The 21,892-nt window shown below is 46.5% G+C and carries 18 protein-coding genes; 11 read left to right on the forward strand and 7 right to left on the reverse strand.

Annotated elements, in window-relative coordinates:
• The first annotated feature begins 286 nt into the window (after nucleotides 1-286).
• Together OX890_RS13915 and ylqF are read left to right on the forward strand one after the other, a co-directional pair.
• A complete protein-coding gene (locus tag OX890_RS13915; RefSeq protein ID WP_126492106.1) occupies nucleotides 287-1,126 on the forward strand; it encodes an isopenicillin N synthase family dioxygenase in 840 nt (279 codons plus the stop codon).
• Between the two features lie 150 nt (nucleotides 1,127-1,276).
• Nucleotides 1,277-2,218, forward strand: a complete 942-nt coding sequence (gene ylqF / locus OX890_RS13920; RefSeq protein WP_126492107.1) for a ribosome biogenesis GTPase YlqF — start codon at nucleotides 1,277-1,279, stop codon at nucleotides 2,216-2,218.
• A 189-nt stretch (nucleotides 2,219-2,407) separates the two neighbouring features.
• Here ylqF and OX890_RS13925 read toward each other — a convergent pair whose 3' ends face one another.
• A complete protein-coding gene (locus OX890_RS13925) occupies nucleotides 2,408-2,890 on the reverse strand; it encodes a low molecular weight protein-tyrosine-phosphatase (protein WP_126492108.1) in 483 nt (160 codons plus the stop codon).
• 538 nt (nucleotides 2,891-3,428) lie between these two features.
• Here OX890_RS13925 and OX890_RS13930 point away from each other — a divergent pair.
• A complete protein-coding gene (locus tag OX890_RS13930; RefSeq protein ID WP_006086382.1) occupies nucleotides 3,429-4,499 on the forward strand; it encodes a type I restriction endonuclease in 1,071 nt (356 codons plus the stop codon).
• Between the two features lie 45 nt (nucleotides 4,500-4,544).
• Here the strand turns inward: OX890_RS13930 and OX890_RS13935 are convergent, their stop codons facing one another.
• A complete protein-coding gene (locus OX890_RS13935) occupies nucleotides 4,545-5,492 on the reverse strand; it encodes a DNA ligase (RefSeq protein WP_268649422.1) in 948 nt (315 codons plus the stop codon).
• 279 nt (nucleotides 5,493-5,771) lie between these two features.
• Here OX890_RS13935 and OX890_RS13940 point away from each other — a divergent pair, with 279 nt between their 5' ends.
• Nucleotides 5,772-6,143 carry a diacylglycerol kinase gene (locus OX890_RS13940; RefSeq protein ID WP_006086380.1) on the forward strand — a complete coding sequence of 124 codons (372 nt, stop codon included), beginning with the start codon at nucleotides 5,772-5,774 and terminating at the stop codon, nucleotides 6,141-6,143.
• 10 nt (nucleotides 6,144-6,153) lie between these two features.
• Here the strand turns inward: OX890_RS13940 and hdfR are convergent, their stop codons facing one another.
• The gene (gene hdfR, locus OX890_RS13945) at nucleotides 6,154-7,023 is read right to left on the reverse strand and encodes an HTH-type transcriptional regulator HdfR (RefSeq protein WP_126492110.1); all 870 of its coding nucleotides are present in this window, start codon (nucleotides 7,021-7,023) and stop codon (nucleotides 6,154-6,156) included.
• Between the two features lie 108 nt (nucleotides 7,024-7,131).
• Here hdfR and OX890_RS13950 point away from each other — a divergent pair, with 108 nt between their 5' ends.
• The 3 genes from OX890_RS13950 (at nucleotide 7,132) to OX890_RS13960 (ending at nucleotide 9,849) form a co-directional block, all read left to right on the forward strand.
• Nucleotides 7,132-7,581 carry a DUF413 domain-containing protein gene (locus OX890_RS13950; RefSeq protein ID WP_126492111.1) on the forward strand — a complete coding sequence of 150 codons (450 nt, stop codon included), beginning with the start codon at nucleotides 7,132-7,134 and terminating at the stop codon, nucleotides 7,579-7,581.
• A 20-nt stretch (nucleotides 7,582-7,601) separates the two neighbouring features.
• Nucleotides 7,602-8,588 carry an ATP-grasp domain-containing protein gene (locus OX890_RS13955; RefSeq protein WP_011846616.1) on the forward strand — a complete coding sequence of 329 codons (987 nt, stop codon included), beginning with the start codon at nucleotides 7,602-7,604 and terminating at the stop codon, nucleotides 8,586-8,588.
• Nucleotides 8,589-8,985: 397 nt separating this feature from the next.
• A complete protein-coding gene (locus OX890_RS13960; protein WP_126492112.1) occupies nucleotides 8,986-9,849 on the forward strand; it encodes a DUF481 domain-containing protein in 864 nt (287 codons plus the stop codon).
• Between the two features lie 133 nt (nucleotides 9,850-9,982).
• On the opposite strand, the gene OX890_RS13965 is transcribed toward OX890_RS13960, so the two are convergent.
• Complete coding sequence (locus tag OX890_RS13965; RefSeq protein WP_172599590.1) at nucleotides 9,983-11,605, reverse strand: M28 family metallopeptidase; 1,623 nt, start codon at nucleotides 11,603-11,605, stop codon at nucleotides 9,983-9,985.
• 209 nt (nucleotides 11,606-11,814) lie between these two features.
• Here OX890_RS13965 and OX890_RS13970 point away from each other — a divergent pair, with 209 nt between their 5' ends.
• Nucleotides 11,815-12,840, forward strand: a complete 1,026-nt coding sequence (locus OX890_RS13970; RefSeq protein WP_268649423.1) for a GGDEF domain-containing protein — start codon at nucleotides 11,815-11,817, stop codon at nucleotides 12,838-12,840.
• 222 nt (nucleotides 12,841-13,062) lie between these two features.
• Here OX890_RS13970 and OX890_RS13975 read toward each other — a convergent pair whose 3' ends face one another.
• The 3 genes from OX890_RS13975 to pdsO form a co-directional block, all read right to left on the reverse strand.
• Nucleotides 13,063-13,767: a class GN sortase gene (locus OX890_RS13975; protein WP_268649424.1), complete on the reverse strand. Its 705-nt coding sequence runs from the start codon at nucleotides 13,765-13,767 to the stop codon at nucleotides 13,063-13,065.
• A gap of 31 nt (nucleotides 13,768-13,798) precedes the next feature.
• Nucleotides 13,799-16,111, reverse strand: a complete 2,313-nt coding sequence (locus OX890_RS13980; protein ID WP_268649425.1) for a marine proteobacterial sortase target protein — start codon at nucleotides 16,109-16,111, stop codon at nucleotides 13,799-13,801.
• Between the two features lie 105 nt (nucleotides 16,112-16,216).
• The gene (gene pdsO, locus OX890_RS13985; RefSeq protein WP_310473029.1) at nucleotides 16,217-17,047 is read right to left on the reverse strand and encodes a sortase-associated OmpA-like protein PdsO; all 831 of its coding nucleotides are present in this window, start codon (nucleotides 17,045-17,047) and stop codon (nucleotides 16,217-16,219) included.
• Between the two features lie 257 nt (nucleotides 17,048-17,304).
• Here pdsO and pdsR point away from each other — a divergent pair, with 257 nt between their 5' ends.
• The 3 genes from pdsR (at nucleotide 17,305) to OX890_RS14000 (ending at nucleotide 21,687) form a co-directional block, all read left to right on the forward strand.
• On the forward strand, nucleotides 17,305-17,997 hold the full coding sequence (gene pdsR / locus OX890_RS13990; protein WP_006081337.1) for a proteobacterial dedicated sortase system response regulator: 693 nt from the start codon (nucleotides 17,305-17,307) through the stop codon (nucleotides 17,995-17,997).
• Nucleotides 17,998-18,071: 74 nt separating this feature from the next.
• Entirely contained in the window at nucleotides 18,072-20,231 is a 2,160-nt protein-coding gene (pdsS, locus tag OX890_RS13995; protein WP_126492117.1) for a proteobacterial dedicated sortase system histidine kinase, read from the forward strand.
• 256 nt (nucleotides 20,232-20,487) lie between these two features.
• A complete protein-coding gene (locus OX890_RS14000) occupies nucleotides 20,488-21,687 on the forward strand; it encodes a cystathionine beta-lyase (RefSeq protein ID WP_107404718.1) in 1,200 nt (399 codons plus the stop codon).
• Nucleotides 21,688-21,892 lie beyond the last annotated feature (205 nt).

Here is a 21,892-nt window from a genome sequence, read left to right on the forward strand (position 1 = left end):
CCACTCCAAGCAAGATTTCTTGCGCTCGGCTTCAAAATGCGGCCGACATCAATCCATAACAACAAATCCAATAGCCCATACTAACGGGTTTAACGGCTAAAATCTTGCCACTTAAGTCAGTCCTAATCTATGCGTTTAAATCATTGCTCATTAAGCGACAGCATAAGTGACGGAAAATACAGCAGTTGCTCTCACTCACCCTCGCTGAGTATTTGCACCCGCTCCAGCGCACGGCTACACTTGCAACGGGTCAAATTACAACTAAATATAACAAGTAGAAACCACAATGAAATTAGAAACCATTGATTACCGCGCTGAAAACAGTGCCCAGCAATTCGTTGAATCACTTAGGGAAACTGGCTTTGGTGTTTTATCTAATCATCCGATTGATAAGCACTTAGTTGAAGACATCTACACCGAGTGGCAAGCCTTTTTTAACTCAGAAGCTAAAAACGACTATATGTTCAAAAAAGAAACCCACGACGGTTTCTTCCCCGCATCGATTTCTGAAACTGCCAAAGGCAACACAGTCAAAGACATTAAAGAGTATTACCACGTGTACCCTTGGGGCCGGATCCCCGATTCACTGCGTGCCAATATTCTCGCCTATTATGACAAAGCCAACGCGTTGGCCGCTGAGCTTTTAGAGTGGATTGAAACCTACTCTCCAGAAGACGTAAAAGCCAAGTTTTCAATGCCATTGCCAGAAATGATCGCTAACAGCCAAAAAACCTTGTTGCGCATTCTGCATTACCCACCGATGACAGGCAGTGAAGAAATGGGCGCCATTCGCGCTGCAGCCCACGAAGATATCAACCTTATCACTGTGTTACCTGCAGCCAATGAGCCTGGGCTGCAAGTGAAAGCCAAAGATGGCACTTGGTTAGATGTCCCCAGCGATTTTGGCAGCATAATTATCAATATCGGTGACATGCTACAGGAAGCGTCTGGCGGCTATTTCCCATCGACCTCACATCGCGTCATCAATCCTGAAGGTACGGATAAAACCAAACCAAGGATCTCTTTGCCGTTGTTTTTACATCCAAACCCTGCTGTCGTGCTGTCTGAGCGTTATACCGCCGACAGTTATCTGATGGAAAGACTGCGCGAGCTTGGCGTTATTTAACCCTTAATACCGCCCATTAATCCGAGAGATAATCGCAAGAGACAGTCAAGGATTAAGCGATTAAAGCGCCTTAGGGCGCTTTTTTTATGACATTCGCCACCTTCAAGGTAGAATAGCCATTCTTTAAGTTATTTAGGACAAGGCGTTATCATGGCAATTCAGTGGTATCCAGGGCATATGCATAAGGCACGCAAAGAGATTGAAGAGGCAATGCCTCAGGTCGATCTTGTTATCGAAGTGCTGGACGCGCGTATTCCCTACAGTAGCGAAAACCCCATGGTGGCTCAGCTTCGAGGCGACAAACCTTGTATCAAACTGCTCAATAAATCTGATCTGGCCGATCCAGAGATCACTGCGCGATGGATTGAATACTTAGAACGCGAACAAGGCGTAAAAGCCACGGCGATCACCACACTGCAAGCGGCAATGGTGAAAAAGATCCCTGATATCTGCCGTAAGTTAGTGCCAAGTCGCGATAAAACCGAAAAAGACATTCGCACTATGATCATGGGGATCCCCAACGTAGGGAAATCCACCATCATCAATACCTTAGCTGGCCGTGTTATCGCCAAAACCGGTAACGAACCTGCGGTCACCAAAACCCAGCAAAGGATCAATTTACGTAACGGTATCGTGCTCTCGGACACCCCAGGGATTTTGTGGCCCAAAGTAGATAACGAAGCCAGCAGCTATCGCCTCGCCGTCACTGGCGCCATTAAAGATACCGCAATGGAATATGAAGATGTGGCTCTGTTCGCCGCTAAGTATTTCTTAACCGCTTATCCAAAAGAGATTTGTGAGCGCTACAACCTCAGTGAATTACCAAAGGATGATGTGGCTTTACTCGAAGCGATTGGCCGTAAACGTGGCGCACTACGTCCCGGTGGTCGCATTGATATGCACAAGGCATCTGAGTTATTGCTGCATGAATACCGCTCAGGCAAAATCGGCCTCCTTTCGTTAGAAACGCCAGCGATGGCCGAGCTTGAGAAGATTGAAGTCGCCCGCATCATGGCCATAAAAGAAGCCGAGAAAGAAGCCAAACTGGCTAATGAAAAGCTGAAACGTTCAGGCAAACGCCATAACGACTAAATCAGCTTGCGACTCTGCGAGCGTTGAAAATAACGCGCGGAGTGTGTTGAAGATAAAGTGCTAATGACTTTATGTTTATGATCGTTACGTTAATTCATCAAGCTTAACATTTAAGCCAGAATATTGAATATGCTGGCTTTTTTATTACATAAACGGAGATGTTACGTTAACAAATACTGTCACGTGGAACTACTTTTGTGCACCTGATGCCAGCTTATCGAGCAAGGCATCCATACTCTGCTCTAATAAATCCAACACCAGTTCAAAGCCCTGCTCGCCACCATAGTAAGGGTCCGGCACTTCTGTGACTTGCGTATCCGCATAGGAGAGCATTAACTGTAACTTGTACTGAAACTCGAGCGGACAACGTCTACGCAAATCCTCTAAATTGGCCTTATCCGCCGCCAAAATTAAATCAAAGTGTTCAAAGTCGACATCCACAACCTGCCGTGCCCGCATTCCATCGAAACTAAAACCCCGCTTTTTCCCCGCCGCCATAGCACGGCTATCAGGCCTATCCCCTTGGTGATAACCAATAGTACCCGCAGAGTCCACCTCAATATTAAGCCTGCGCTGCGCAACCTTAAAGCGACACACAGCTTCTGCCGTCGGTGAGCGGCAGATATTGCCCATACACACCATTAATATGCGTTGCACTCTCGCCTCTTTCATTTCATTCAATCCTTCAACAGTCAAAGCTTATCCATCGTCATGATTAATTGATTAAATGTGCTTTGTGCCTGAGTTGTCAAATTAAGGCGACATAGGAGTGAAATCATTGCCAATTAATCAGTAAATATGGAAGGTTTGTTTTAATTTATACATTAACGTTCATCGTGATACGCCAGTATTCGCTAGGTTATCAACATCATGTTCGACTTGTCGCGCAGCCACTTATCACACTTTATGCTTTTACAATACACTCTATATGACATGATTTGTATATATGATAAGGGGCAACACATTGAACTCAAGTGGTATCACTCAGTATCTGCTTAACAATTCATGTGTGGTCTATTTAATAAATCTTCAGCCGTACTTGTAAATACTAGATAAATACCACAAAAACTAATAATTTCACTTGATATGGTTCTTTTATCGGCTAGGTTTATAACTGCATGTACGGTTTAAACGATTATGAACTTACAAACCGCTGCAAATTCACTGGAATAAAAAATAAGCAACAGAGTACAACAAGAGGAAATGTGAAATGGATTTTATTGAAAGGATTGATGTTCTCTCTAAACGTATCCCACAAATTGCTAGTAGCCTTCAAACCGAAGAAGCGACAAAGAATGCCTTAATCATGCCCTTCCTGCATACAGTTTTGGGATATGACGTATTCAATCCCAATGAAGTTGTTCCGGAATTTACTGCCGATACTGCCTGTAAGAAAGGTGAAAAAGTAGATTATGCTTTAATGAAAGATGGCGAAGTACAAATACTGATAGAATGTAAAAAGTACAACGAAAAACTATCAATAAAACATGCTGCTCAGCTATTTCGTTATTTTTCAGTAACGAACGCCCGTCTTGCCATTTTGACAAATGGCACTGAGTATCAGTTCTATACCGACCTAGATGCTCCAAATAAAATGGATGAAAAACCATTTCTTACACTAGATCTGGAAAATATTGACGAGCATTTAATTCCTGAAGTAAAGAAACTCACTAAAAGTTCATTCGATGTAGATTCCATCGTAAGTGCAGCAGGTGAACTTAAGTACTTAAGCCAAATAAAACGTATCATAAGCGAGCAGTTTAAAGAACCTGAGGACGAATTCATCCGCTTTTTTGCCTCAAGAGCCTACGATGGTGTTCTCACACCCAAAGTGAAACACCAATTCGCAGAGATTACGCATAAAGCACTAAGACAATTTCTAAGCGACAGTATCAATGAACGATTAAAATCTGCTATTGGTGGAGATAAGCCAGTTATTGAAGATAAAAACTCAAGCGAGTCTTTAATAATTTCCGATGACGAAAAAATTAAAGTCATTACAACAGATGAAGAAATAGAAGGTTTCAATATTATTAAAGCCATCTTGAGACAAAAATTAGAAGTAAATAGAATTATTGCGAGAGATACACAAAGCTACTTTGGTGTGTTACTAGATGACAACAATCGTAAGCCTTTATGTCGATTGCACTTTAATGCTAAACAAAAATACCTTGGATTAATGGATGCTAATAAAAATGAAACTCGTCATCCCATTAGTTCAGTAGACGATATTTTTAGTTATAGTGAACAACTACTTACTACAGTCACTTTTTACGAGTAATAATTTAAATACTAGCGGAGCTAGTATTGCGGGCAGAACTGCCCGCTAGTTTCCTTCTTGCGATGAAATGACTTTATTACTCTCATCTAAATCGACGCGTACCCGCAGGAAACAGGCAAATCTGGGTAAGCCATTTACGGTAAGACCCAGATATTTATAGCTGATGATTGCACCCACTGCGGGAGGATGTTGGCGCTCTGCGAGATTAAAACCTGTGCCTATGTTGAAAATCCGGCCGTCTGGGGTTTGCACTCTTATTGCGCCCATTTGCCCTGCAAATTGACCTTTCCCTGGTATATGGCCGATCACTGTCGCTTCAGCATCATAATAGGGTTTTAATTTCATCAAATTAGGATTGCGGCCACTGACATACATCGCGGAGCTGCGATGTAGCATTAATCCTTCAGCACCTTTAGCAACTAAGCTATCGAGTTTTTGATACAGAGCTTCAAGACTGTCCACTTGGAACTGCGCTATGACTTCAAGATAATGCGATTTACCACTTAATTCGGTCAACGCAAATTGATAGCGATGCTGAAAGTCGCCACCCGCCTTAGGGACATCGAACACCATAAATCGCACTTTGCGCCAGTCATCATCCTTGGCTGAGGTTTGTCGAACTATGCTCGACATCGCCTCAAACTGGCCTCGCCCAAGCCATAATTCACCATCGAGGGGATAATTCGGGAAATTCGCGATAAACCAAGTTGGAGCAGCAATAAGATTACCTTGCCGAGTCAATAGTGCCTGACCATTCCAGTAACCTCGCACCCCGTCGAGTTTTTCGCTAATCAAAAAGTCCTGAATATGAATCTCTTGCTGGGCATCAAACTCGGTTGCCAACTGTATCGAAGGTGGTGAGGTTTGTGCATAAGTCACTGGGGCTAAACAACCGAATATCAGTAGACTGAGTAAGAGCAGACGTTGTTTGAAAAACCGAAAGCGGATAAACCGATAAAATGTTAAATCTTGTAACGGGTTGGTATGAGTCATTCCCTTGCTCACTCTGACAATATATCCTTCATTAAGCTTAGAACCCATAGCTAAAGTTGCACTAAAATAGCGTCGCAAGTCACTAAGCGCCTAAGTTAACAACGAATGTTGATGACGATTTTACTCAGTTAATTGTTTATGCGCTTTTCATCTCGGGCTATACTGCGGCCAAATTTATTGACTCAGTCAAATGTTAAAATCCACAACAGTTGGTTTTATCAAACCTGTTTGAATGAGCAACACCTCAGCGCGTTGTCGCTAATGTCTATTGGAAACACTATGAAACCAGCCAACAATCACGGTATTAAGCGCATTTTCAGAGCGACGGGATTTTCGATGAAGGGCTTAAAGGCCGCTTGGGTCCACGAAGCCGCTTTTAGACAGGAATTAATGTTGGCCATCGTCATGTTACCCGTGGCTTTGTGGGTTGATATCAGCACGATTGAACGTTTGTTGCTGATTTTTACACTGTTTATTGTGTTGATTGTTGAGCTTTTAAACTCGGCGATTGAAGCTGTGGTCGATCGTGTCGGCAGTGAAATTCACCCACTAAGCGGCCAAGCCAAGGACATTGCCTCGGCTGCCGTGTTTATGAGTCTTGCGCTGTGTGGATTAACTTGGCTGGTCGTATTGGCGCCACTGGTGTTTTAACACAGACGTTTTAGATAGTCGCATGAGCAAACACTGAGCCATCGTCCCTTAAAAAGTCGATGGCTTGTTTGATCTGGGCTAAACGATCATTTTCCGCCCAATAGGCAACATACACATTTCTTGAAATGGCGCTGGCGCCACAGACGTGATGCAATTCGCCGCTGCGCAAAGCATGCTGCACCAAATGCTCGGGTAAGAAAGCACAACCACCATTATTTAAGATGAAATCCAAGGCGATACGCGCAGAGCTCGTGTGCAGTGTTGGCACAGGCAGTGACGCATATTCTTGCGCATGAACAATATTAAACGCCGTCCCCCAATCCACTTTTACATATTGCCCCGGCACCACGGCATTCACCGTTTGACCTTTTAGGCTCGAAACCAACAACAAATTAATTTGCCCTAGCTGCACTAATTCAAATTGATCAAGCTTTGGCGGATCGAATGAAATCGCGATATCGAGGGTGCGGTCCATTAATTGGCGCGTCATCGCATTGGCAGGCAGCACTTCGGTGCGCAGCGCAACGCCGGGCAGCCCCACGTGCAATCCCTGTAAATAACCTTGCAAATAGGCATCCCATATATTCGGCCCTGCACCAATGGCAAGCTGAGTCGACTGTAACTGACTAAGGGAAACATCTTGTTTAGCCCGCTCCCACGCAGTCAATACCGCCTCGGCATGGCCAAGCATGCGCTCGCCTGCGGGTGTGGGCTGAATGTTATTACGCTGCCGCTCAAACAGCGCGACGCCTAAAATGCTTTCAAGCTGCTTGACTCGAAAACTCACAGCACTGCGCGTGAGATACAGATTCTCGGCCGCTTTACCGAAATGGCGAGTACGGGAGACTTCAAGAAAGGTTTTCAGTAAATCGGTATCCATAAAAATTCTTGACCAACATAGGCAAATTTTTTTGATTTATAAATCAATAATACTAGCCAATACTCCAGTTGCAAATCTTTGTATATCAAAAACTAGAGGGTATCTGCCATGTCTGAACAGTCTTTTTTAAACGCTAACAAGGGTTCTGAGACGTTTAACGGCTCAGCTGCTGCCAGTTTTGTCTCGCAAAAACGTTTCTACGACGACGCGAATTTCCCCAAAGGCTTCAAACGAAGCGGCGATTTTACTAATAAGGAAGCTGAACTGCTTGAATTGCATGGTCATGCAATGAAGAATTTAGCCGAAGGTAAAACCTTGCCCTGCACCTCCGATGAAGCCCAATTTGTGGAAGTCGCCAAAGGAAATATCGCGCCCAGTAGCTTGTTAGAGCAGATCTGGGTAAAGTATCGCAGGCTCGCCATGGGGAAACCCTTTTATGCCGTGGTTGGTACAGTGCATTTGCCTGCAACCAAGCCCGAGATAGAAGTTGAGGCCGAGGCTGTATTTGATATTGAAGATGATGTTCAGGATGAACCTGAACCCGAGGATAAAGAATGAAGATTAAGGTTTGCTACTAAATGCGTGGTTGGATTTTATATAAAGAAACCGCGACTCAGCTAAAACCTGAATGGTATGAAATTGAGCGTCTACTGGCGGCAGCAAAAGCCGACAACATACAGTTGGAAGTTTACGCACCTGATGAATTTGATCTGACTGTCACCAGAGAAGATAACAAGAGTATTTTATTGAATGGGCAAGCCGTCGAGCTGCCCGATTTTATTATTCCGCGAATGGGATCAGGCACAACTTACTTTGCCTTAGCCATTATTCGCCACTTAGAAAGATTAGGGGTGTATTGCCTCAATCCTTCTAAAGCCATTGAAATCGTTAAAGACAAATTATTCTCCCAGCAATTGTTGGCCGAGAAGAATTTGCCTACGCCTAAAACTATGTTGGTTAAGTTCCCCGTTGATATAGCCCTCGTAGAGCGCCATCTCGGCTTTCCTGTGGTGATTAAAACGCTTTCTGGCTCACAGGGCAGCGGTGTGTTTTTATCCCATAAGGCACGTGAATTTGACGATCTAATGCAGTTAATTGAAGCGACCAACAAAAACGCTAACATTATTCTGCAAGAGTTTATCGCTAACAGCCATGGCCGCGATCTTCGAGTATTTACCATCGGTGGTCGTGTTGCAGGTTGCTACGAAAGGCGTGGTCAAGAAGACAGCTTTAAAGCCAATGTCAGTGCCGGCGGCTCAGCGCGTCCATTTCAGATCACTCCTGAAATTGAATGGCTTGCCACGCAAACAGCCAATATTCTCGATCTCGATGTTGCGGGTATCGATTTATTGTTTGATAACGGCCATTACAAAATTTGCGAAGCAAACTCATCCCCAGGATTTGAAGGCTTAGAATCCTGTTTGAATGTGGATATTGCCGCGCAAATTTTACACTTTATTCGCATCCGTTTAGGCATGTTTAATAAAGATGAGCCAAGTAGCCCCAAAGTGGTCATTACTGACAATGTAGAAACGTCTGTGACGCCCGTTATCGAGCCTAAATAGCGAACCAGCGATATAATATCAATATCTAGCGGTATCACGCCGCTAGATATTCTTAAATTGATTACTATCCCCCATTTATCATGTTTCACATCCATTGGCATCTCGCGCCACAAGCAAAGCTGCAATACTGAAGTCATTTCTAGGTAGCACCAGTCCCTCCCTTACCGTTTGCGTTAGCCTTCAATCCACAATTGATGTGATGTTTCGCTCAAATTTCATTCAATGCCGCTAAAATAAGTCCTACTTTTGTTTTAAATCACAAATTTTTGCATTTTTTAAAACATTTTATTCACATCGCGAAATTTGCTGTTAAACTCCAAATGTCGATTTTTTATGGCACTAAAGTCTGACCTTATCGCTAAACATAATAAGAATAATGCTGGAGTTACTCCTTAACATGTCGATTCGCCTGTTACCCCTCATCATAGCGTCACTCGTCAGCACTCAAGTGCAAGCCGATGACTTTACTATTCAATTAGGCGGCTTCTACTCGCAATCAGACACCAATATGGAAGTCACTAACCCAGTTTCGGGTAATAACTTCACCTTAGATTATGAATCTGATCTCAAACTCGCTGAAAACGAATTCCTGCCTTTTATCGAGTTAAATTATCACTTCAACGAGCGGCACAATATCTACCTCGACTGGAAACAACTCCACCGCAGCGCCGATACCCAAGCCTTAGCCAAACCCTTCCAGCTCGAAATCAACGACACCATTTACGATATCAAAGCCGGCGGTAAGCTCAGTTCAACCCTAAACATCGATGTACTGCGTTTAGGCTATGGTTATGATGTCTTTCAAGGCAGTAACTATGATGTGGGTCTGTCATTTGGTTTGCACACTATGTTTATCAAGACAGGTTTTGAAGGTGTGATTGGGGTTTGCGCTTCGTCAGAATTACTCAATAACGTCTGTGGTAGCCAAGCGATCCCGCGTATTGTTGATGAAAATGTCACTGCACCACTGCCGGACTTTGGTATTTATGGTCAGTATGAATTTGTTCCCGGTTGGCAAGTCACCAGCCATGCACAGTATTTCTACATCACACTCAATGATGTAAAAGGCGAGCTCGTTGATATTAAAGTCGGTGTTGATGCACAAATCACCCAAAACTGGCGTATGAGTGTGGCCTATAACTACTACAAAGTTGATGTGGATATCGCCCAAAACTCGCCGAATAAAGACACTCAAATCGCCGATTACAATATCTATTACAGCTTTATCGGCCCTATGCTTTCCATCAGTTATTCTTTTTAATTCAAACACATTCTATTAAGACTTTATTGTACTAAATCGCTACGCCTAGCTAAACTATCGCTCAATCCCCAGCTAAAATCAGTGCTAAAAATAAGGGCACCTACTGGCGCCCTCATAATTCAACTCATTAACACTATTTACGCCCATCTTGCTCGCGCTTGGCTTTAAAGTCAGATGACTCAAGCCAATTGGGCCAATCGGTACTATTGGCTAAGCTGGTAATCATACTGGCGATGAGATCTAGATCTTGGCTTACACCACCTAAATTCCAGCTTGGATCATAATCATCGGCAGGCTTGTGATATTTATGGGCGATATAATCAGGATCGGTATCCCCAAGGCTCATAAATAGCAATCCAGGTACACCTTGTTGTGCCAGCGCAAAGTGGTCCGATCTAAACATCAACCCATTCTGCGGTCTTGGATCACCTTTAACTAAACGGTCTTGGGCCTTCGCGGCGTTATCTAAGTATTGCTCCAACTCAGATACGCCTTCACCATAACGCAAAATGTAATCCACGCCCTTATTCACATTCATGCCATCGATATTTAAAAAGGCGACGATGTTTTTCGTTGGCACACTCGGATGCTGAGCAAAATGCTGCGCTCCAATCAGACCCGTTTCTTCCGCCGTAAAGGCGCTGAAGAGCACCGAGCGATCCAGTGGTGCCATCTTGGCTTGCTGTTTGAAGTAACGCGCCAAGGCTAAAACCCCCGCCACACCGCTGGCATTATCGACAGCTCCGTTTAAAATTTCTGACTTACCGCCTTCAATCACAGTACCAAGATGATCCCAATGGGCATGCATCATCACCACTTCGTCGGGGCGCATTTTGCCGGGCAGTAAAGCCGCAACGTTATGGGACTCAGCGCGTTCAATTTTATTGTTTAACGTGAGCTGGGCGCTCAACTTAAGTGGGATCGCCTTAAAGTTTGGCTTGGCAGCTTGCTGCTTTAAGGTATCAAAATCCAATCCTGCTTTAGTAAAGATTTTTTGCGCAGTTTCGTGCTGAACCCAACCCATTACGCCAACTTGGCCTTGGTTATTCTTGGCATCGACCAGAGTGAACTTAGTGCCCGTGTTGGAGTTTTGCACCACACCCCAGCCATAGGCGGCAGGCGCGGTTTCATGGACAATAAACACAGCCTCGGCGCCTTGACGCGCGGCTTCCTCATACTTATAAGTCCAGCGACCGTAATAGGTCATGGCATTGCCTTTAAATACCGCAGGGTCTTGAGTCGCAAAGCCTGGATCATTCACAAGCACGATAACGGTTTTGCCTTTTAGATCTAACCCTTGGTAATCATTCCAGCCATATTCGGGCGCGTTGATCCCGTAGCCGACAAACACCACATCGCTTTTATTCAGGCTCACGGTTTCAGCGATTCTTTGGGTTCTCGCGGTAAATTCACTGCCATTGGCAAATTTAAGTCCGCCGATATCAAGCTGCATATTTTGATCTGCGCTAATTTGCGCCAAAGGCACGGCCTGCAGATAACTGTCACCAAATCCGGGTTTGAGACCCATATCTTTAAATGCTTTCACTAAATAGTCTAAAGTTAAGGTCTCACCTTCAGACAAAGGCGCACGTCCACCGAAGGCATCACTGGCTAAGGTTTTAACATCGGTTCGGTATTGCGCGAGATCGAGGCTTTGCACAAATGCGGTTTCAGCTAAAACGGGTAATGAGATAGTGGCCATCAGACTTGTGGCTAAGATGATATTTTTCACAACTTTCTCCCAAGTTATTATCATTATTTGATTTTAAGGATAGACTTTACCATATCATCTTTAGTTTATGATGGAAGTCTTAGCGCAAACGGAGTCGCTGCAGCCCAAGCACAAACGGTGTTCATGCCTTCATCGAGCCGAGGTACTTGTGGTTAGCCTTGAACAGATAACAACAGAATAAAATAGCGAAAATCTTAAAATATCCGTGCATTTTCATTAAGTAAGGTAACAATATGTCGCTAGAGTTATTACAAGCCGCTGCACTGAATCTCAAAAAAGCAGTGCCTCTGATGCTCAAACATAAAATTCCGACCACCCCGGTTAACTATGCGCTTTGGTACACTTATGTTGGTGAACAGAATCCCGAATTAAATCAACGACTCGATACCGTTATCGCTCAGTACAACACTTGTCCTCCTGTGAGTAGCGAACTCTTATATCGCCAGTATGTTGCCGATCCCGTTGAACTCGATGTCCGCGAAATGCGCCAGAATCTGGATGCTATGGTGACTGAGCTGTCCCAATCGCTCAAAGATACCAATCTGGATGCCAATGAATTCCAGTCGCGCATCGAGAGTAATTTTGAAAAGCTCAACCGCATCGAAGACGAGGGTTTTAGTGTTGAGCAAGTGCTCGATCTGGTGCGCAGTTTAGTGAAAGAGTCAGACAATATTCGCTCGAGCACTGAGTTCTTTACCGGACAATTGCAGAAAGCGCAAACCGAAATCGATGCGCTAAAGAAAAAGCTAGAACAGACAGAAAAAGATGTGCTCTACGATGCGCTGACTGGCTGCTTTAATCGCCGCGCCTTCGACAGCGATTTTGCCGGCATGTTGGCCCAAGCGCCCTTAGGCACCTGCTTGATCTTGGCCGATATCGACCATTTTAAAATGTTTAACGACACCTACGGCCACCAGCTTGGCGACCAAGTGTTACGCGCCGTGGCGAAACGGCTACAGGAATCCTGCCGCGATGGCGCGAAACTGTATCGTTTTGGCGGTGAAGAATTTGTGATTATTGTGCCTAAAAGTCAGTTACGAATTGCAAGGCAACTGGCCGAAGCCATGCGCCGTGGACTCGAAAAGCTCAGTTTGAAAGACAGACGTAAAGACGAGCGCATCAATAATATCAGTGCCTCATTTGGGGTTGCCCAATGGCAAGAAAAACAAACGGGCATGCAATTAATTGAAGCGGCAGATAAATTACTTTATGACGCTAAACGTTTAGGTCGAAATCGTGTGTTACCGATCAGCAACTGATTGTGATGGCTTGATTATGCTAACTGGAACGTAATGAATTAGCCTGACGCCGATGATTCGGCTTCAGGCTGGGATGATTAAAAGACGCTCATTTGGCGGTTACTGATAAGCACTATTTGGTCAGCATGATTTAATCCACATTATTAATGTTGACATTGTTAGCTCAAAGCAGCCTTAACGCTTTGGTTGAAGATTGCGCTAAGGCTTAAATTAACGTGCGACCTAATGAGTAAAGCTGCGCGTTCCAGAAGCAACCTTCCCTTGTATCCCATTCCCTATTGAAGCTGAAACATCGGCACTAGCCGTATCCATTGACTCATCCTCAACCGGTATCGCCTGCACCACAAAGCGCAGTTCGGCGCCACCTTGAAGCGCATCAAACGGATAACAAGTGATTAAGGTTAAGCGATTATCAGCGGATGGCGCCATAAACTGCGTTTCAGTTTCATGCACCACCTGAGTCGCAACTACTTCATAAATAATGTTATTTCCCTTAAGCGTCTGCAGCGATAATCGGCGCCCCACCGCCATGCCATTGAGGATCGCAAAATGTGTGTCCCTGTGTCCGGCAATCACAGTATTGCCTTTTTGCCCCGCTGGCGCGCTGGACAATACTAGACTCGGACCAAAGGCCAAATTTCGCCCTGAAGCCCCCGCCAACACATATAAACTGTCATTAAGCTCGGCTTCAATATCGCTATTAGCCGCTTGCTCACGATAAATGGACAGCTTTGCCACGGGGTAAGTATCCGCCCATGACCAAGGCTTATGAGATTGTCCATCGGCTAAGGTTTTAGTCCACGCCTGTTCAATCAAATACTGGGCAAAGTGTGCTTTAGCTTGCATATAGAGTCCCTTTCCTAACAATGTTGCGCCAATTAAAAATAATCCCACCACTAAAAATCGCTGTGTTCTACCTTTGCTCATCGGGCTTTACTCGTCGTTCATGATTCATGGTTCATCGATGACAGGCAAGCGCCATCATGGCCGCCTTCTCTTCACGTTTTTGTCGCAGAATCGATCCCATAAGTACCAAGGCCAACAGCAAGGTCAGCGCACCCAATAACATATCCAAACGGCTCGAGGTCGCAGTTTGTGGCAAGGCACCAAAAGGCTGCCAACCTAAGGGCAAGTGCTGACGCACCACGGCATCGCGGCTCATTGCAGTTGAATCTATGGGGGTTAAGTCCACCGCCACTAAGCTGGTATAAGCGCTGACTAAGTGATAATTCATCGACAAAGCCGTGACTTGCTGCTTTACCTTGTCATCATTTGCGCCATTTTTACTCAGCTCCAATGCACCAATCTGTTTACGCGCCCACAGTAAATCTAAACCCGCACCTTGATTAGTGATAAGTCCCGCTGAGTTGTCCTGAAGCGATAACGACTGTTGCCAGTTTTTATGCCCTTGGCGACCTGAGATCACTAATTCCTGCGGCTCACGGGCGCTGCGTTTTAGACTCACAAGCACAGGCTCGCCGCGATACAAATCTGCAATCGGTGACGGCCAGTAATCGGGCACACTGCCATCGTCATAACGCACTTGAATATCGGTTAATACGGGATATTGAATTTTGCTCAGCAAGGCGCTGATCTTCGCGTCGACTTCATCCACTTTGCCAATATAAGTAAAAGTGCCACGACCCAGCTCTGCCGCCCTTTGCATAAAGTGAGAATTAGGCGCTGAGCCTATGCCGACAGTAAACAAGCGGCTCTCACCGATTTGGTAGCGGATCAAATCAAACAAGGCTTGCTCATTGCCCACAGAGCCGTCGGTCATAAAGATCACTTGGCGCAAAGGCTGCACTGCATCGGGCGGGGCACTGCCCAAAGATTTTGGCAAGGCAGCATCCAGTGCCAGCGCCATTTCGGTGCCACCATCGGCTTGTAAACGGCTCACAAATTGACGGGCACGGGACAAATTAGACGAAGTCGCCGGTAATGATGTCGCTGAAAACTGAGACAGACTGGAGTTAAATTCGATAATGTTAAAACTGTCCTCGGGCTTGAGTCCTTTTAATGCGTAAAGCAGTGCATTTTTGGCTTGAACGATAGAATCCCCCGCCATAGAGCCCGAAGTATCAATCACCAAAATTAATTCACGGGGCAAACTCGGTTGGGTGCTCTTTTCGACCTTAGGAGGCAACACCATGACGAGACTGTAATTATCTTCATTCATGCCGTTAGCTTTGCTGGTTTCAAGCGTGTCCTGAGACAAATTATCGCCATCGGGTTTATGGGTCTTACCCTGTTGATTAAACACCCAAGCCATTGGACTCGTGCCCTGCTGTACGCGCCATTGCAATACAAAGTCACGATTGGCAGGCACGCGTTGCGCTAGTGACACATCGACGCCGCCGCTATTGGTTTGCTTGAGTTTTATGTCATGGTAAGGACTCTCAATTGACGCCTTATCGACCCCCTTTGCCAGCAAGACTTGAATGTCCGCCTTGAGCACAGGATCGCGTCCACTGGCGCCGTCCCGCACAGGCGCCACAATCCGGTCAGCATCAAACACCTGCGAGCTGGTCACTCGGCTCGATTGGCGTGCCATAGGCTCATTTGAATCGCTAGCACTTACGTCAGAGGTTAGGCCTGGGATATACCGAGGCGCGACCACCAGCGGAAAACGTAGGCTAAATAAGCCATCTTCATATTTTATACTCTCCTGATAGCTGATTTCGACAATCAACTCTTCCTGCGGTGCTAGGTTGGCCACTTCGGTCGTGAACATATTTGGCCGCTCTTGGCTCACTAAGCTGGCGCGTTTGCCCTCCGCTTTGGCTTGCTCAAAAATCTGCTTAGCCTCGGCCTTAGGATGAATTTGCCCTTCGATGACCCTTTGGCCGATATGTAATCGCAGCGAATCCACCGCGGCCTCATTGGGCAGCGGGAACAGATATTGCCCATTCAACACAAACTCAGTGTTATTGCGAAAAACCTGCTTCACGCTAACGCGATTACTTAAGCCAGAGACTTGCATCGACACTTGTGTATCGAGTGGCAAAGATGGCACCCAAGCGCCGCTCGGCTGACGATAAAGCAACAACCCCTGAGTAATGTCATCGTAATTAATGACCTGTGATTCTGCCGTACTTTGAACAGTATTTTCGTCGACCAGCGCCGAAGCAATATTCTGCGGTTCAGACAATGTGCCCGTGCTATTGGGTGAGGCTAATGCCACAAAAGGCAAGCCCCAACATACGGCGGCACTGATCATTAATATCGCTAAGCTTTCGCTGATTTCTTTTACCCTTTTCCCTGTGATCATCACAAAGGCTTCCTTCTTTCTATTAACTAATATGGACTGACGTTCGCAGTCGTTAAAATGAATGTTCTAAATTGACGGCTTAGAATGGACGACTAACATCGACTGCTATTGCGCCGTGCGCGTTGCCATCAAGGTTGAATGAGGCTGTAAGGTCAAGGTCACACGGCGATCGAACACATCCGATTCCCTGTCCTGCTCCGCTTGCAGTGGCGATAAAGCGCCAAAGGCTTGTGTTGTCATGCGTTCAGCGGCGACGCCTTGCTTAATCAGGTAGCCACGGACTTCCAGTAAACGTTGCTCAGAAAGGGCTTGGTTGTAGCTCACATCCCCGCGGCGATCGGCATAGCCTTTCAATTCCAAATTAAGCTCAGGCGACAGATTCATCACCTCGGCCACATCATCTAATTGGGGCAAAAAATGCGATTCGACCTCAGAGGAACCAGTGCGAAACTGCACGTTTAGCCCTAGGGCGAGCTCACTGAGTAATTGACGTTGCGCGGATAGCAATTCATCAAGCTCTTGCTGCGCCTTGGCATATTCGCTGGCGCGTTTTTCGGCGGCTTGTTGCTTTACACTCAACTCGGATAATTGCGACTCTTGCAGGCTGATCTGTCTTTGCTGAACGTGCAGCGTGTCTGTGTCGCTAACCGACTTACCAATCAAGGTGCCAGTGAACGCGCCAATAATGGCCCCCACTGGGCCACCGACTAACGCGCCCACTAATGCACCACCACCGAGGCCAATTAAGGCTTCTGGCTGTTCGTCCTCATTGGCGTATTCACCATCCATCGCCATACCGCTGGCATCGACATCATTATCTAAGCTGCGCTCCTGTCCTTGAGCTTGGTTTTGCAGTGAAACCCGCGCCGACACACTGGCGACTGGCGCGCTTAATAAACTCAAAACCAACAGATTAATTAGTGTCTTTTTCATCATCTCATTCCTTTTTGATTATTAGCTGAGCTTGCACTCGAACCTGAACAACAAGTTCAAACCCCCATGAGGTCAAAACGGGTGCAAACTGAATGAGGCTATTAAACACAAGTGGAATGGCATGAGCAGGGATGGAAAATGGCAATGCAACTATCAATTGTGGCAACAAAATGGCAATTGCATTTGTGGCCTTTTATCTCGGGTAAAATCCTGTATAGTCACGAAAACTTACTCCCCCAAGTCAATAGGAATAGGGCTCTATGAAGCGTATCGCCATAGTGGAAGATGAAGCCGCCATTCGCGAGAATTACAAGGACGTGCTGCAACAACACGGTTACAGCGTGCAAACCTATGCCGACAGACCATCGGCCATGTTGGCCTTTAATACTCGTTTACCGGATTTAGCCATTATCGACATCGGCTTAGGCAATGAAATCGACGGCGGCTTTATGCTGTGTCAGTCTTTACGCGCTATGTCGAGCACGCTGCCGATCATCTTTTTGACCGCCCGTGACAGTGACTTTGATACTGTTTGTGGCCTGCGTTTAGGCGCCGATGATTACTTGAGTAAAGAAGTGAGTTTCCCCCATTTAACTGCGCGCTTAGCGGCCTTGTTTCGCCGCTCCGAGCTTGCGGCCAGCCAAACGGCGCAGGAAAACCTGCTCGAACGTGGCCCACTGACGATTGATGCCAATCGCATGCAAGTCTATTGGAACCAGTTGCCGATTGAGCTTACCGTCACCGAATTTTGGATGGTGCACGCGTTAGCCAAACACCCGGGCCATGTGCGCAGTCGCCATGAATTAATGCAAGAGGCGAAGATTTTTGTCGATGACAGCACAATCACTTCCCATGTGAAACGTATTCGCAAGAAGTTCATCGCCACCGCGCCTGAGTTTGATTGTATCGATACGGTTTATGGCATGGGTTATCGCTGGGACAGCTTAGCCTGAACTCTCGCGATACCTTGATGCACGTAACCTTGAACCAATACACTTTTGATCCCATTGAGGCTGATCCCTAACTTATGACACGTTTCCCCTTTGGTCTACGCACTAAAGTCATCGGCCTTAGCCTGTTTTTGCTCTGCCTACCTTGGCTGGGGTATCAATATGTGTGGGAGATGGAAAAGTATCTTCGCCACGGTCAAGAACGCACCTTAGAAGGCACGACTCAGGCACTGGCCACCGCGCTGCACGAACGGCCGAAATTGTTCGATGGACAAGCGAGCTTTTTAAAGCAAGTGGAAAAGAGTCGCGATCTGTACGCCTATCAACTCAATGGGGCGATTCTGCTCGACGGCAAACTTAACGAATGGGAAGAGTATCAGCACAGATTTATCCAGTACGGTGAGGCGCATCAGATCATGCGCGCCGATCCCAACGCACCGCTGACCTTAAGCTTTACCCACATGGTCGGCCAGTACGACGGCTACCTTTATGCCTTCTTCCAAGTGGTTGACCCCACAGTAGTGCTGCGCGGTAAAAATGCGTTAAGTGTTGATAGAAACGATCATCTTTCGATTGCGACCCTCGCCCCCGACAATAAATTCAAACGCTATATCGTCGCCACCACCCAACCGGGCTGGATCAGCGCCTTCGAGTTACCTGCCAATCCTAAGCAAACCGTGCCCGTCAAACCTGAAGTGCGCATCCAAGGACAATGGGCGACCACAGATGTGGGCTACAATGTCGAGCTGCGTATTCCCTTAGACATGGTCGGCAGCAAACTCGGTTTTGCCATCTCCGATGTTAACGACAGCAAAAACCGCGATGTGGCAGCCGTTGTCGGCACCTCGGCCTTAGATACGGTCGATAATCTCGGCACTGTGTTGGTGCCATCGCCAGAAATTGAAAACATTATCAAAGGTATGAGCCACTATAGCTCACGCATTTGGGTGGTCGATAAGCACGGCCGCGTACTGGCAAAATCGGGCGATATTCGTGCCAATGACAGCGTGTGGACCCGCACCTTAGAAGATGAAAAGAGCACCACGTTGTGGGAAACTTTCAAGCGCGATTACTTGCATCCGCTGTACTATAAAATCCTCACTAAGCCGCCCAAAGACTTTATTGATTCCTTACAAGACTCCACCGAGCTTGATGGCAGTCATATCCAAAAAGCCCTTGCGGGTCAGCAAAGCTCAACTTGGCGCTTAACCCCAGACAACAAAGCTGTGGTGCTCGCTGCCGCCAGCCCTATTTGGATTGATAACAATGTGATGGGCGCCGTTGTCGCCGAAGAAACCACCCACGGAATTCGCACTCTGCGTAACCGCGCGCTGGAAAAACTCTTTAACGTGATTTTGACCATTATGAGCATGGGCACCTTGGCGCTGTTCTTCTTCGCTTCGAGCATTTCTAACCGTATCCGTAAACTGCGCGATGAGGCCGAAAATGCCATTGATAGCCAAGGCCGCGTACGTAATCACCTCAAACCGTCTAAAGCACGGGATGAAATTGGCGATCTGTCCCGCAGTTTTTCCAGCATTGTCGGACGGCTTGGTCAATACACCCATTATCTAGAAAACATGTCGTCGCGCCTGTCCCATGAGCTGCGCACGCCCGTGGCGGTTGTGCGTTCATCCCTTGAGCATTTAAACCTGCAAACCTTAGATAAAGACACGCAGAAATATGTCGACCGCGCCCAAGAAGGTGTCAGCCGCTTAAGCATGATTTTAAATAACATGAGCGAAGCAACGCGCTTAGAGCAGAGTTTAACGCAGGCCGATATCACTAAATTCCCACTCTCCCAAGTGGTCAGTGGTTGTATGCAAGGTTATCAAATGACCTATCCAGAACAAGGCTTTAGTGTAAAAGTGCCCGAGCAACCATTGATGATGCAAGGTGTACCGGAATATATCGCCCAGTTGATGGACAAACTTATCGCTAACGCGATTGAATTTTGCGATAAAGGCAGCGCCATCGAAGTCACGCTCACCCAAGTCGGTAAGCAAGCCACATTGCTTATCAGTAACTTAGGGCCAGAACTGCCCGTTGATATGTCGGAGCAGATTTTCGATTCCATGGTGTCGGTGCGGATAAATCAAGCCCAAGACAAACCTCATCTCGGTTTAGGTCTGTATATCGCACGATTGGTCGCCGAGTTCCACCAAGGACAAATCCTCGCCCGCAATCGCAGCGAGCATAATGGCGTCGATATCCTAGTAACCTTGCCATTAAGCTAAGAATCACGCAGCCTTTGAGCTAAAGTCACACTGCCTTTAAATTATGAGTCACGTTGCCTTTGAGCCCTGCGTCATAATCTAAAGACCGAAGGGACAGGCGCCAATAACATGAGTCAAACTCATCATCGCGCCTCCTGTCATTTCTGCGCGCAGATGCTAAGATGACCGCCATAACAATAGATTAGATATCTCCAATGGTTCTTCTCCAACATTGTTCAACCTATTCGTTCAACCTAAATGCCAAGGTAATGATCCAATGACAGATAAACATCATCAAGCCACCCAAATCGTCAGCTTAGGTCGAGACAAAAAATGGACCAAAGGCGTGATCAATCCGCCCGTTTTTCGTGCTTCGACTATCGTCTTCGAAACCATGGATGAAATGCGCCACGCCGCGAAAAATAAAACCAACGGCGAGATGTTTTATGGCCGCCGTGGCACCCCAACTCATTTTTCGTTTCAAGCGGCGATTGCCGAATTAGAAGGCGGCGTCGGTACAGCGCTGTATCCCTCTGGCGCGGCGGCGATCAGTGCGGCGTTATTGTCATTTTTAAAAGCGGGCGATCACCTGTTGATGGTCGATAGCGTGTATGAGCCAACGCGGGATCTGTGCACCCATATTCTCGGCGGTTTTGGTATCGAAACCACTTATTACAATCCGCTGATTGGCGCGGGCATTGGCGACCTTATTCGCCCCAATACTAAAGTGTTGTTTTTAGAGTCTCCAGGCTCCATCACAATGGAAGTACAAGATGTGCCGACCTTGTGCCGCATCGCCCACGAACATGGGCTGATTACTATGCTGGACAACACTTGGGCATCCCCAATCAACAGCAAGCCCTTTGAAATGGGTGTAGATATTTCGATTCAAGCGGCAACCAAATATATCGTCGGTCACTCAGATGTGATGATAGGCACGGCCACTGCCAACGAAAAATACTGGCCACAATTGCGCGAACACAGCTATTTGATGGGACAAACCACCTCCCCTGATGATGTGTACCTTGCCGCCCGTGGCCTGCGCACCTTAGGCGTGCGTATGGCGCAGCATGAAAAAAATGCCCTACAAGTGGCCAACTGGTTGAAAACCCGACCAGAAGTCGATCATCTGCGTCATCCGGCGTTTGATACCTGCCCAGGCCATGAGTTCTTTAAACGCGACTTTAGCGCCTCCAACGGCTTGTTCTCCTTTGTATTGAAACAAGGCGATGCCGATGCGGTCACCGCACTGGTTGAGAATATGAGTCACTTTAAGATGGGCTTTTCTTGGGGCGGCTACGAGAGTTTAATCCTCGGTATTTTCGGCATTGAAAAAATCCGCTCGGCGACCAAGTGGGATGCGAGCAAACCGTTAATTCGTTTGCATATTGGTTTAGAAGATCCCGCGGATTTAATTGCCGATCTCAGCGCAGGGTTTGACCGCTTTAATGCAGTACTGGCGGCCAAAGCTAAGTAGCGATAAAGATCGTGATAGGAATTCAGCGAGGTCGTTAGAGGGCTAATATTTATTGCGTTATGTCATTAGCGACTAAATGCTAGCAGCCTATAAAAACAAAAAGGGGCGGAATCAACATTCCGCCCCTTTCTCTTATCAACACTGACAGTAAATTTACCTTACTGCATATTTAACTTATTTCAAATATCAATGCTACAGCCAAGGT

Source organism: Shewanella sp. DAU305, assembly GCF_026802235.1.
Taxonomy (GTDB): domain Bacteria; phylum Pseudomonadota; class Gammaproteobacteria; order Enterobacterales; family Shewanellaceae; genus Shewanella; species Shewanella baltica.

Coding starts and splice junctions, on each gene's coding strand:
- OX890_RS14000 (WP_107404718.1), top strand. CDS start 20,488: ATGACAGATAAACATCATCAAGCCACCCAAATCGTCAGCTTAGGTCGA.
- OX890_RS13965 (WP_172599590.1), bottom strand. CDS start 11,605: ATGATAATAACTTGGGAGAAAGTTGTGAAAAATATCATCTTAGCCACA.
- pdsS (WP_126492117.1), top strand. CDS start 18,072: ATGACACGTTTCCCCTTTGGTCTACGCACTAAAGTCATCGGCCTTAGC.
- OX890_RS13940 (WP_006086380.1), top strand. CDS start 5,772: ATGAAACCAGCCAACAATCACGGTATTAAGCGCATTTTCAGAGCGACG.
- OX890_RS13980 (WP_268649425.1), bottom strand. CDS start 16,111: ATGATCACAGGGAAAAGGGTAAAAGAAATCAGCGAAAGCTTAGCGATA.
- pdsR (WP_006081337.1), top strand. CDS start 17,305: ATGAAGCGTATCGCCATAGTGGAAGATGAAGCCGCCATTCGCGAGAAT.
- ylqF (WP_126492107.1), top strand. CDS start 1,277: ATGGCAATTCAGTGGTATCCAGGGCATATGCATAAGGCACGCAAAGAG.
- OX890_RS13915 (WP_126492106.1), top strand. CDS start 287: ATGAAATTAGAAACCATTGATTACCGCGCTGAAAACAGTGCCCAGCAA.
- pdsO (WP_310473029.1), bottom strand. CDS start 17,047: ATGATGAAAAAGACACTAATTAATCTGTTGGTTTTGAGTTTATTAAGC.
- OX890_RS13930 (WP_006086382.1), top strand. CDS start 3,429: ATGGATTTTATTGAAAGGATTGATGTTCTCTCTAAACGTATCCCACAA.
- OX890_RS13950 (WP_126492111.1), top strand. CDS start 7,132: ATGTCTGAACAGTCTTTTTTAAACGCTAACAAGGGTTCTGAGACGTTT.
- OX890_RS13975 (WP_268649424.1), bottom strand. CDS start 13,767: ATGAGCAAAGGTAGAACACAGCGATTTTTAGTGGTGGGATTATTTTTA.
- OX890_RS13960 (WP_126492112.1), top strand. CDS start 8,986: ATGTCGATTCGCCTGTTACCCCTCATCATAGCGTCACTCGTCAGCACT.
- hdfR (WP_126492110.1), bottom strand. CDS start 7,023: ATGGATACCGATTTACTGAAAACCTTTCTTGAAGTCTCCCGTACTCGC.
- OX890_RS13935 (WP_268649422.1), bottom strand. CDS start 5,492: ATGACTCATACCAACCCGTTACAAGATTTAACATTTTATCGGTTTATC.
- OX890_RS13955 (WP_011846616.1), top strand. CDS start 7,602: ATGCGTGGTTGGATTTTATATAAAGAAACCGCGACTCAGCTAAAACCT.
- OX890_RS13970 (WP_268649423.1), top strand. CDS start 11,815: ATGTCGCTAGAGTTATTACAAGCCGCTGCACTGAATCTCAAAAAAGCA.
- OX890_RS13925 (WP_126492108.1), bottom strand. CDS start 2,890: ATGAAAGAGGCGAGAGTGCAACGCATATTAATGGTGTGTATGGGCAAT.